Origin of the sequence: Kitasatospora griseola, from assembly GCF_014648555.1 — a bacterium.
GTDB lineage: Bacteria > Actinomycetota > Actinomycetes > Streptomycetales > Streptomycetaceae > Kitasatospora > Kitasatospora griseola.
Genome location: NZ_BMRI01000004.1, coordinates 209,204 through 220,237 on the forward strand (window position 1 = coordinate 209,204; position 11,034 = coordinate 220,237).

Sequence of the window (11,034 nt, forward strand, 5' to 3'; positions counted from 1 at the left end):
CGGGCCTCAGAACAGGAACCCGAAACGGCGGAACGCAAAGCGCCCTGCTGACCCTCCGCAGACACGACCCCGCCGTTCCCCGGGCCCCTGAATTCGCACCCCCGAGCCCCTGGTTTCGCGCCCACCTGCGCTAGCTGCTGAGCTCGAACCACATCCGTTTGCCCGAGCCGCGGGGCTCCACGCCCCAGGCGTCCGCGAGCCCCTCGACGAGCATCAACCCCCGGCCGGAGGAGGCCTGTTCGCCCGGGGTGCGGCGGGTCGGCCAGAGGTCGCTCTCGTCCTCGACCTCGACGCGGAGGCGGGCCCGCCCGCTCTCCTGGTAGAGCCGGGCCGTGAACATCGCGTCCCGGTCGGTGTGCCGGATCGCGTTGGTGACGAGTTCGGAGGACAACAGCTCGGCGGTGTCGATGAGTTCGGGCACTCCCCAACGACGCAGCGCGTCCCGGAGCTCGGCCCGGAGCTCGGAGATCCGGGCCAGGTCCGCCTGTCCGATCCGGCGGCGCAGCTGCTGCGCGGCGCGCCCGCCCGCGGGCCCGTCCCAGCGCAGCAGCAGGAGCGCGATGTCGTCCTCGCGTTCGCTGGTGTCGGCGGCCTGCGAGGCGATCCGGTCGGCGAGTTCCTCCAGTGGTTCGCGGGGGGATTCGCCGACCGCGGCGAGGTGTTCGGAGACGGTCTCGCAGAGGCGGCCGAAGCCGGTGTCGAGGTCCATGTCGCGGGCCTCGACCAGGCCGTCGGTGAACAGCAGCACGGTCTCGCCGGGGTCGAGGCTGAACCGCGTCACCCGGTACTCCTCGTCGGGCGCGACGCCGAGCGGCAGCCCGCCCGCCACCGGAACGGGATGCGCGGTGCCGTCGGCGCGGCGGACCACCGGGTCGAGGTGGCCGGCCCGGACGGCGTAGACCACGCCGTAGTCGACGTTGACTTCGGCGTAGGTGCAGGTCGCGAAGTGGTCGGTGTCGAGGTCGGCGAGGAACCGGGAGGCGCGGGCCATCACGGCGGCGGGCGGGTGGCCCTCCGCGGCGTAGGCGCGCAGCGCGATGCGGAGTTGGCCCATGATGCCGGCGGCGTGCACGTCGTGGCCCTGGACGTCGCCGATGACCAGGCCGACGTGGCCGCCGGGCAGCGGCACGACGTCGTACCAGTCGCCGCCGATCTGCAGGCCGGAGCCGGCGGCGAGGTAGCGGACGGCGGTGGTGACGCCGGGCACGGCGGGGACGGTGCGGGGCAGCATGACGCGTTGCAGGCCGGCGGCGAGTTCGTGCTCGGCGTCGTGCAGGCGGGCCCGGGCGAGGGACTGGGCTACGAGTCCGCCGAGAGTGGAGAGCAGGGTGCGTTCGTCGGCGTCGAGTTCGCGGTCGTCGTCGAAGGAGACCACGCAGACGCCGGTGGGGCGGCCACTGGCGACCAGCGGGAGGAACGCCCAGGAGGAGCGCCCGCTGCTCTCGGCCCAGTCCCAGGCGTCGGGGTAGCGCTCGCGGTACTCCTCGCGGCTGGAGACGAAGATCGGTGTGCGCTGGCGGACGGCCTCGGCGGCGGGGTGGGTGGGGGCGAGCGGGATCCGGTCGAACTGGTCGCTGAGCGTGCTGCGGTAGCCGCTGGAGCCGAGCAGGGCGATCCGGCCGCCTTCGAGCGAGGCGAGGGCGAGGCCGTCGGGGCCGAGGCCGGGCAGCGGGAGTTCGGTGAAGACCCGGGCGACGTCGCGGACGGTGACGGCTTCGGAGAGGGCGCGGGCGGCTTCCTTGATGAACCGGGAGCGTTCCTCGCGCAGCACGGCGAGCTCGTCGGCGCGTTCGCGCTTGTGGAGTTCGACGGTGGCGTCCCAGACGAAGCCGACCATCCGGGAGGGGCGGCCGAAGGCGTCGGCGAGGACGCGGCCGCGGAAGCGCACGGCGTGCAGTTCGCCGTTGGGGAAGACGGTGCGGTAGTAGGCGCCGCACTGGCCGAGTTCGGCGACGGCGCGTTCGACCCGGCGGCGCACCACGGGGGCGTCCTCGGGGTGCAGCAGGGCGAGGAAGGAGCCGGAGGTGCGGTCGAAGCTCTGGCCGGCCAGGCCGAGGATCGTGCAGGCGCGCCGGTCGCCGACCAGGGTGTCGCGGCGGATGTCCCAGTCGAAGGAGCCGATGCCGTTGGCGGCCATCGCCGGTTCGAGCCACTCGGGGGTGGAGTCGCCGGTGCGGGTGGGCAGGCCGCGGGCGGTGGACGGCACGGCGCGGCCGGCGGCGGTGCGCAGCGGCTTCGCGGGGGTGCTGTTCCGGGTGGCCTGGGTGGCCTGGGCGGGCGGGGTGCGGCGGGCGGGCCCAGGCGCCTCGGGCTCGGTGGCCATGCTTCTCCTGCCGGTGCCTTGCCTGGCGGCCGCTGGATATCCGTGTCCCCTGCTGGGCCGGCCGGACCGCGATGGTTGCGTGTGCCTGCTGGCACACATTCTCACTACCCTCTCGTATGTTCGGCAAGGCGGCAATGCCGGTGACCCGGACGGTACTGATCGCATACGATCCCGCCCGGGACATTCACTCGAACGGCCCTCTCGGGTGGCCGGTCCGGAATTCGCCCCACCGGTTCGGGGCGGGCCCGCTCAGAGCGCGGACAGCTCGAACCAGGTGACTTTTCCGTCCCCGCGCAGTTGCACTCCCCAGTCGTCGGCGAGCGCCTCGACCAGCAGCAGGCCGCGCCCGGAGGTGGCGTCCTCGTTCGGGTGGCGGCGGCCGGGGAGCCGGCTGGTGCGGTCGTGCACCTCGATCCGCAGGCGCTGTTCGTCGGTGAGCCGGGCGTCGAACTCGGCGCCCTTGCCGGTGTGCACGAGCGCGTTGGTGACCAGTTCGGACGTCAGCAGCTCGGCGGTGTCGGCAAGTTCCGGCACACCCCAGTGGTCGAGCGCGGCCCGCAGGCGGCGTCGGACGGTGCCGACGGCGGGCAGGTCCGCCGCTTCCAGGGAGGCGTGCAGCCGGCGGTGCAGGGCGCACTCCGGTTGGCGCGCCGGGGCCGCGCTCTGCGGCTGTGGCTGCGGCTTCGACTGCATGGGTGCGGGCCCCTGGTCGAGCTGCTCCCGGCGCGAGGCCGAGCGCTGCCGCGGGAACCTTGCCTGACCGTCCATCAACTTCGTCAGCCCCCGCCCTCGTTCCGGACGGCCGCTCCGGTCCCCCACCGGTTCGGCGGCCACTTCTGGTCATCCTCATGCCCACTCGGCGGCGTTTGCAACAGTGATCCGGCCCTACGCCCGTGGTGAACGGTGCGCAAGGGCGTGCGCGGGCACGCGGGTGAGCCGGGGCGCCCGCCCTGGTCGGGGGCTCCGGCGAAAGCTTTCTCCAGGCAGGCGGCGACGACGGCGACCCGGTGGCCGAAACCCTCGCCCGGTCCGATGATCGCCTCCGCCGACCACTCCCTCACATCTTCTCCCCGCTCCTTCCACACCCCTTCCGTGCGCCTGCCGGGCGTCCCGGGCCTGCGGCCGGACGCTGGACATGACGGGCGGCCGCGGGTTCAATGGGGCCCACGCGTTTGAACGTCGTTCTAAACTCTTCACCGACCACCCTCCGCCCACCCCCGACGAGCGAGGCACCGTGCGACTGACTCCCACCGAACGGGACCGGCTGCTGATCTTCACCGCGGCCGAGTTGGCCCGCGCCCGACGGGCGCGCGGCGTGCGATTGAACGTGCCGGAGGCAACGGCGCTGATCGCCGACACCGTCTGCGAGGCGGCCCGCGACGGCCGCCGCCTGGCCGAGGCGATCGAGGCCGGCCGCACCGTGCTGAGCGCGGAGGACGTGCTGCCGGGCGTGCCGGACGTGGTGACGGTGGTCCAGGTCGAGGCGGTGTTCGAGGACGGGACGCGGCTGGCCGTGGTCGGCGACCCGTTCCGCGGCGCGGGTTCGCTGGGCGACGGGGCGCCCGGCGCGGCGCTGCCGGGCTCCGGCGCGGGCTACGACCCGGTGGAGGAGTCGCTGCTGCTGCCGGTGCACAACACCGCCTCGGTGCCGATCTCGGTGACCTCGCACTTCCACTTCTTCGAGTCCAACCCGCGCCTGGCCTTCGACCGCGCCGCCGCGTACGGGATGCACCTGGCCGTGCCGGCCGGCTCCTCGGTGCGCTTCGACCCGGGCGCCACCGTCGAGGTCGGCCTGGTGCCGATCGGCGGCGAGCGGGTGGCGATCGGCTTCGCCGGCCTGGTGGACGGGCCGCTGGACGCGCCGGGCGCGAAGGACGCGGCGCTGGCCAAGGCCCGCGCGACCGGCTACCTGACCGAGTTCGACGACACGTTCGACGACGCGGAGCCCGCCCAGTGACCGCCAACCCCCGCCGCACCAGGAAGGACACCTGCGCATGAGCGCCATCTCCCCGCACGACTACATCTCGGTGCACGGCCCGCGCGCCGGCGACCGGGTCCGGCTCGGCGACTCGGGGCTGATCGTCCGGGTCGAGTCGGACTCGCAGGCCCCCGGCGACGAATTCCTCGCCGGGTTCGGCAAGACCGCCCGCGACGGGCTGCACCTGAAGCCCGCCGCGGTCCGCGAGACCTGCGACGTGGTGATCTCCAACGTGCTGGTGATCGACGCGGTCCAGGGCATCCGGAAGACCTCGATCGGCATCCGGGCGGGCCGGATCGCCTCGATCGGCCGGGCCGGCAACCCGGACACCCTGGACGGCGTCGAGGTGGTGGTCGGCACCGGCACCACGATCGTCTCCGGCGAGGGCCTGATCGCCACCGCGGGCGCCATCGACACCCACGTCCACCTGCTGTCGCCGCGGATCATGGAGGCCTCGCTGGCCTCCGGCGTGACCACCATCATCGGCCAGGAGTTCGGCCCGGTGTGGGGCGTCGGCGTCAACTCGCCCTGGGCGTTGCGGCACGCGTTCAACGCCTTCGACGCCTGGCCGGTCAACATCGGCTTCCTGGGCCGCGGTTCGTCCTCCGACGCCGCACCGCTGGTGGAGGCGCTCGCCGAGGGCGGCGCGTCCGGGTTCAAGGTGCACGAGGACATGGGCGCGCACACCCGGGCGCTGGACACCGCGCTGCGGGTCGCCGAGGAGTACGACGTCCAGGTGGCCCTGCACACCGACGGGTTGAACGAGTGCCTGTCGGTGGAGGACACCCTCGCGGTGCTGGAGGGGCGCACCATCCACGCCTTCCACATCGAGGGCTGCGGCGGCGGCCATGTGCCGAACGTGCTGAAGATGGCCGGCGTGCCGAACGTGATCGGCTCCTCCACCAACCCGACCCTGCCGTTCGGCCGGGACGCGCTGGGCGAGCACTACGACATGATCGTCTCCGCGCACGACCTCAAGCCCGACCTGCCGGGCGACGCCGCGATGGCCCGCGACCGGATCCGGGCCGGCACGATGGGCGCCGAGGACGTGCTGCACGACCTCGGGGTCATCGGCATCACCTCCTCCGACGCCCAGGGCATGGGCCGGGCCGGTGAGACGGTGCGCCGCACCTTCGCGATGGCCGGCAAGATGAAGGCCGAACTCGGCCCGCTCGACGGCGCCGGCTCCTACGGCACCGCCGAGGGCGGCGACGACAACGAGCGGGTGCTCCGCTACATCGCCAAACTGACCGTCAACCCGGCCATCGCGCACGGACTTGTCCACGAGGTCGGCTCGATCGAGGTCGACAAGCTGGCCGACATCGTGCTGTGGCGGCCGGACCACTTCGGCGCCAAGCCGCAGCTGGTGCTGAAGGCCGGCTTCCCCGCGTACGGCGTGGTCGGCGACCCGAACGCCTCCACCGACCGGTGCGAACCCCTGGTGCTGGGGCCGCAGTTCGGCGCGCACGGGGCCACCGCCGCGGACATCTCGGTGGCGTTCGTCGCCCAGGCCGCCGCCGACTCCGCCTACTTGGACGTGGCGGGCGACCAACTGCCCACCCGCAGGCGGCGGGTGGGAGTGCGCGGCACCCGGGGCATCGGCCCGAGCTCGATGCTGCGCAACGGCCGCCTGGGGAAGGTCGACGTCTCGGCGACCGGCCTGGTCTCGCTGGACGGCGAGCCGCTGCGCTCCGCGCCCGCCGATTCGGTCTCCCTCAGCCGCCTCTACTTCCTCTGAACTCCCCTCACCCCGCTAGGACTTGATTCCCATGACCACCCCCACTCCCGCCGAGCTCGGCTTCCGGATGCCCGCCGAATGGCACCCGCACGAGCGCACCTGGATGGCGTTCCCGACCGCGAACCCGACCTTCGACGGCGCGGAGCAGCTGGACGCGGCCCGCCGCGCCTGGGCCGAGGTCGCCAACACGATCGTCCGCCACGAGCCGCTCACCCTGGTGGTCAACACCGGCGAGACCGAGCAGGCCCGGCCCTACCTCTCCCCCGAGGTGGAGATCGTCGAGCGCCCGCTGGACGACGCCTGGATGCGCGACATCGGCCCGTCCTTCCTGATCGACGACAAGGGCGAACTGGCCGCCGCCGACTGGGTGTTCAACGGCTGGGGCGCCCAGTCGTGGGCCCGCTGGGACAACGACCGGCACATCGCCGAGCACGTCACCGAACTGGCCGGCGTCCGGCGGTTCGCCTCCCGGCTGATCAACGAGGGCGGCGGCATCCACGTCGACGGCGAGGGCACCGTCCTGGTCACCGACACCGTCCAGCTCGGCGAGGGCCGCAACGCCGACTGGACCCGCGAGCAGGTCGAGGCCGAGCTGCACGCGCACCTCGGCACCACCAAGGCGATCTGGCTGCCGCGCGGACTGACCCGCGACTACGACGAGTTCGGCACCCGCGGCCACATCGACATCGTCGCCTCCTTCGTCCGCCCCGGCACCGTCGTCGTCCACTCCCAGCCCGACCCGGCGCACCCCGACCACGCGGTCTGCCAGGAGCTCGCCGAGATCCTCCGCGCCGCCACCGACGCCCGGGGCCGGCAGCTAGAGGTCATCGAACTCCCGGCCCCCACCGTCCTGTTCGACGAGGACGGCGAGCCCGTCGACTACTCCTACATCAACCACTACGTGGCCAACGGCGTCGTCGTGCTGTGCGCCTTCGACGACCCGCGCGACGAGCAGGCCAAGGCCGTCCTGGAGAAGGCCTACCCGGGCCGCACCGTCGAACTGGTCGACGCCCGCGAGATCTTCGCCAACGGCGGCGGCATCCACTGCATCACCCAGCAGCAGCCGAAGGCCTGACACCTCGACGGCCGCGGGCCGGAACCTCGCAACGAGGTTCCGGCCCGCGGCCGTTCGGGTGTCCGGCGGTCGGTCAGTGGCGGCGCCGGGGACGGCGGCAGGTCACCGCGCAGAGCGCCGCACCGCCGACGGTGAGCAGTCCGGCGACCGCGGCCAGCAGGCTGCCGGGCAGGTCGCTGCCGGTGTGCGGCAGCATCCCGTGCTCGCCCTTCGCCTCCTCGCTGGGCTTCCCGGCCGACGGCGACGGCTCCGGGCCGGTCGAGGGCGAGGTCGAGGGCGACGGGCTGGGGCTCGGGCTGGTGTGGGGCAGCACCAGCCCGAGGTCCAGGTCGAGGTAGCGCCGGCCGCCCGCCAGGTCGACGGTCTGGGTGAGGCCGGTGGCGGGGTCGGCGTCGGAGTCGAGTGCCGGGTCGGCGCCGGCGTGCCGGAGGGTGACGGTGGCGCCCGCGGGGATCGTGGAGAGCTCGAAGCGGATCTGGTAGGCGCCGTCCGGCAGGTGGTCGAAGAGGTAGTGGCCGCCGCTGTCGCTGACCGTGGTGAGCGGGTTGCCGTGCAGGTCGCGGACGGGCTGGCCGCTGCCGTCCAGCAGGTCCACGTGCACGCCGGGGACGCCGGGCTCGCCGGGCTGCTGGATGCCGTCGTGGTTGAGGTCGTCCCAGACGAAGTCGCCGAGCGCGTTGTCGGACGGGCGGGTCTGCTCGACGGCCACGCCGACCTTGGCCGGTTCGGCGGGCAGCAGCTGACGGCCCGTCGCGTCGATGGCGGTGTAGGCGAAGGAGTTCCAGGCGTACGCCCCTTCGGGGGCGTCGAACGGGGCGACCATCGGCCAACCCAGGGTGAAGGAGTCGCCGGGGGCGAGGGTGCCGGGGCGCTCGATCCGGAACCAGGCAGCGGTGCCCGGACCCGGGAAGGTCGCCGTCCACACCGCGTTCGGGTTGCAGCCCGGGTCGGAGGCGGGCGGCACCAGCGCGGGCACGCAGGGGTGCTTGTCGGTGGTGTACTCGACGGTCACGCTGGGGTCGGAGCTGGTGATGGGGCTGCTCAGCGACGGCGCCCAGGCGCTGCCGCGGGCCGCGTCCGGGGTCAGCACGTAACTGTCGCCGGGGGTGGGCAGCTTGTCGTAGGCGACGAACTCGGTGACCGGGTCCGGCGAGTCGTTGCGGACGGTCATCCGGTAGGACAGCGCGCCGCCCGGCGTGGTGGCGCCCATCGGGCCGTACCCGGAGTCCAGGTCGCCCTGGACCTCCTTGTAGGAGCGCAGCACGCTCGGCACCTGCACCTCGACCTGCGACGTGGCGTGGCACATGGTCTCGGTGAGGTCGCCGTCGCCATTCAGGTCGAGCGTGTCGGGGACGCCGTGGCTGACGCCGCTGAAGTAGCAGGTGACGGGCTCGGTCGGGTGGTCGGCGGTGACGAACACCTGGTTGGTGAGGGCGCCGGCCCGGACGCTGTCGGCGACCTGGACGTCGAACAGCACCCGGTAGGCCAGCGCGTCGTTCAGGTACGTCATGTCGGGCGCACCGGCCGGCCAGGTCATCTTGATGATCTGCCGGCCGTCCGCACCGGGCGTGACCTGCACGGACTCGGGAAGCTTGGCGTCCGGGTAGCTGGGGTCGGTGCGCAGCGAGCCGTCCAGGTAGACCAGCCCGGCGGGCAGCACGTCGTACAGCACCAGCGGCCGGTCCAGCGCGCGCCCGCTGCGGTTGTACGGGATCACCTCGAAGGTGGCGCGGCCGCCGGCGTTGGTGACGGCGCCCGCGACGGTGCTCTTGGCCGCGCCGAGGTTGGTGGCGGCGACGACGGTGGTCTCGGCGCAGCCGGTGGCCCGGGCGGTGGTGGTGCCGTCGGTGGCGGTGTTGTCGACGCAGTTGGTGAGCAACTCGGGCGCGGGGCGGCCGTCGTGGCCGGGGGTGACGACCTGGGTGACGACCTGGACGCCGCCGCCCGGGGCCCAGCCGGTGGGCAGCGGGCCGTTCCAGGTCAGGTGCAGCCCGTCCAGCCAGCGGCCGGCGGGCAGGCCGAGCTCGTCCGCGGCGGGGTCTCCGGCGCCCTCGACGAAGGTGATGCGGCGGGGGGTGGAGCCGTCGAACGGGGTGCCCGGGGTGAAGGTCAGCCAGGTCGGGTCGCCGTTCAACCGGTACTGGAAGGTGAGTTGGATGCCCGGCGGGTTCCACGCGTCGAGCTGAACGGTCTGCGGGAACAGCCAGTTGTAGAGGCTGTCGGTGGTGCCGGCGCCCGGGTCGGTCATGGTGAGCTCGGTGGCGGGCGCCGAGGTGTTGGTGGCGAACAGGCTGAAGCTGTTCAGGTCGCCGGAGACGCTCCGCTCGCCCCAGGACTTGGCGGCGCTGACCTGCACGCCGGTGGCGGGCTCCTGGAAGGTGCCGGTGGTGGCTTCGGCGGTGGACAGGCTCTGCTCGGGGGCGGCGCCGAGCGGGTCGCCGAGCAGTTCGACGTCGTTGGTGGAGGTGGTGCCGGACGGGAACGTCGGGTCCGGGTAGTTCACCACCAGCACGCCGGGGATCCGGCAGCCGGCCTGGCCGTTGGCGGCCCGGAACTCGCCGATGTCGTAGCCCCAGGTGTTCGGCCCGGGCGCGACCTGGCTCCAGCCGGGCGAGCGCGCGGTGTCGACCACCGCGCCGGGCGGCAGCGTGTCCAGCAGGCGAGTGGCGTCCAGGTCGACGTTGGGGCCGGACGTGGAGCAGGCGCTGAACTGGTAGGTGACGGTCCGTCCGTCGGCGCTGGCGGTCTGCACGCCCTTGGTGACCTGGTAGGCGGGCTCGACGTGCGCCGTGACGGAGGCGGAGCCGTTCTGCGGGGTCTCCCCGTCGACCGTCAGCTGCGCCGAGTTGAGCGCCGAAGTGCCGTCCGCGGTCGTCCAGTTGGGGAAGCGCACCACCACGCTGACGGCGGCCGTGGTGCCCGGGCTGAGGTTGAGCAGCCTGATGTCGAGCGTGCCGCCCATGGTTCCGGCGGCGGGCACGGTGGAGCCGGCCACGTCCACGGTGGTGGGGTCGGGCGTCCAGCCGACGAACTCCATGGACGCGGGCAGCGTGTCGGTGATCCGCCCGTTGACGCACTCGGTGACCGAGCAGGTGTACTGCAGGGTGAAGGTGACGTTCTCCCCCGGCGCGGCGGTGAACTTGTCGACGTTCTTGACGAAGGAGATCGCGGCGTGCGCGGGTGCGGCCAGGACACCGCTGCCGAACAGCGATCCGGCCAGGAGTGCCAGGACGGAGCCGACCCGTCCGGCCCGAAGGGGAGTACGCATACCGGTCAGTTGATCGGACATAAGGACCACAAGCGGCGTTGGCGCGAGCCGAAATGACAGGTATTCACCCGATTGGCCCAGCCGATCCATCCGCCCGGCGGACGCCCCGTCACCGACCGGCCGTCCGGTCGCCGGTGAACTCCTGAGAACGATCTCCGGTATTCGACCTTGGTACGCCTGTCGGCAGTTAGCATGCCCGTGCGGCGTCAGGGGGACGCCCGCCCAGCATTGGGGGAACCACGCATGCGCATCCGCGCGAAGGGGCTCACCGCCCTGCTCCTCGGCTCTCTGCTCGCCGTCGGCGCCACCGCCGCACCGCAGGCCGGTGCCGGCACCACCCCGGCCACCGCGACCACCGCCACCCGCGGCCTGGAGATCGGCGTCCCGGCCTACACCTTCCCGAACTACCCGATGATGCTGGACGTCCAGGCCGCCCAGCCCGCACCGTCCGTCGTCATCCTCAACCCGAACAACGGCGAGGACCCGTTCGACGCGAGCTGGCAGGCCCGCGCCGACGCGCTGCGCGCCCGCACCACCGCCACCGGCGAGCACACCAAGGTGCTCGGCTACGTGCACACCGAAGCCACCAAGCGCGACCGGGCCGCCGTCCTCAAGGACGTCCGCAACTACCTGGTCACCGCCGACGGCAAGC

7 protein-coding genes are annotated in these 11,034 nt (G+C 73.1%); 4 read left to right on the plus strand and 3 right to left on the minus strand.

Features of this window, described 5'->3' with window-relative positions:
* Nucleotides 1-130 precede the first annotated feature (130 nt).
* Both IEZ12_RS07040 and IEZ12_RS07045 read right to left on the minus strand, forming a co-directional pair.
* Complete coding sequence (locus IEZ12_RS07040) at nt 131-2,323, minus strand: SpoIIE family protein phosphatase (protein WP_189271269.1); 2,193 nt, start codon at nt 2,321-2,323, stop codon at nt 131-133.
* Nucleotides 2,324-2,572: 249 nt separating this feature from the next.
* Nucleotides 2,573-3,016: an ATP-binding protein gene (locus IEZ12_RS07045; RefSeq protein ID WP_189271270.1), complete on the minus strand. Its 444-nt coding sequence runs from the start codon at nt 3,014-3,016 to the stop codon at nt 2,573-2,575.
* Between the two features lie 541 nt (nt 3,017-3,557).
* On the opposite strand from IEZ12_RS07045, the gene IEZ12_RS07050 reads away from it, so the two are divergent.
* From IEZ12_RS07050 to IEZ12_RS07060, 3 genes are read left to right on the plus strand one after another with little or no spacing between them, the layout of a single operon-like run.
* Nucleotides 3,558-4,280 carry an urease subunit gamma gene (locus IEZ12_RS07050; RefSeq protein WP_189271271.1) on the plus strand — a complete coding sequence of 241 codons (723 nt, stop codon included), beginning with the start codon at nt 3,558-3,560 and terminating at the stop codon, nt 4,278-4,280.
* Nucleotides 4,281-4,317: 37 nt separating this feature from the next.
* Nucleotides 4,318-6,039 (plus strand): urease subunit alpha, encoded by a 1,722-nt coding sequence (locus tag IEZ12_RS07055; protein ID WP_189271272.1) that lies wholly within the window; start codon nt 4,318-4,320, stop codon nt 6,037-6,039.
* A 31-nt stretch (nt 6,040-6,070) separates the two neighbouring features.
* Nucleotides 6,071-7,114 (plus strand): agmatine deiminase family protein, encoded by a 1,044-nt coding sequence (locus IEZ12_RS07060; protein WP_189271273.1) that lies wholly within the window; start codon nt 6,071-6,073, stop codon nt 7,112-7,114.
* A 73-nt stretch (nt 7,115-7,187) separates the two neighbouring features.
* Here IEZ12_RS07060 and IEZ12_RS07065 read toward each other — a convergent pair whose 3' ends face one another.
* Entirely contained in the window at nt 7,188-10,382 is a 3,195-nt protein-coding gene (locus tag IEZ12_RS07065; protein ID WP_189271274.1) for an SdrD B-like domain-containing protein, read from the minus strand.
* Between the two features lie 243 nt (nt 10,383-10,625).
* Here IEZ12_RS07065 and IEZ12_RS37890 point away from each other — a divergent pair.
* Nucleotides 10,626-11,034: spherulation-specific family 4 protein (locus tag IEZ12_RS37890; protein ID WP_229847309.1), on the plus strand; the 409-nt coding region annotated here is incomplete at its 3' end.

Coding starts and splice junctions, on each gene's coding strand:
- IEZ12_RS07060 (WP_189271273.1), top strand. CDS start 6,071: ATGACCACCCCCACTCCCGCCGAGCTCGGCTTCCGGATGCCCGCCGAA.
- IEZ12_RS07055 (WP_189271272.1), top strand. CDS start 4,318: ATGAGCGCCATCTCCCCGCACGACTACATCTCGGTGCACGGCCCGCGC.
- IEZ12_RS07045 (WP_189271270.1), bottom strand. CDS start 3,016: ATGCAGTCGAAGCCGCAGCCACAGCCGCAGAGCGCGGCCCCGGCGCGC.
- IEZ12_RS07040 (WP_189271269.1), bottom strand. CDS start 2,323: ATGGCCACCGAGCCCGAGGCGCCTGGGCCCGCCCGCCGCACCCCGCCC.
- IEZ12_RS07065 (WP_189271274.1), bottom strand. CDS start 10,382: ATGCGTACTCCCCTTCGGGCCGGACGGGTCGGCTCCGTCCTGGCACTC.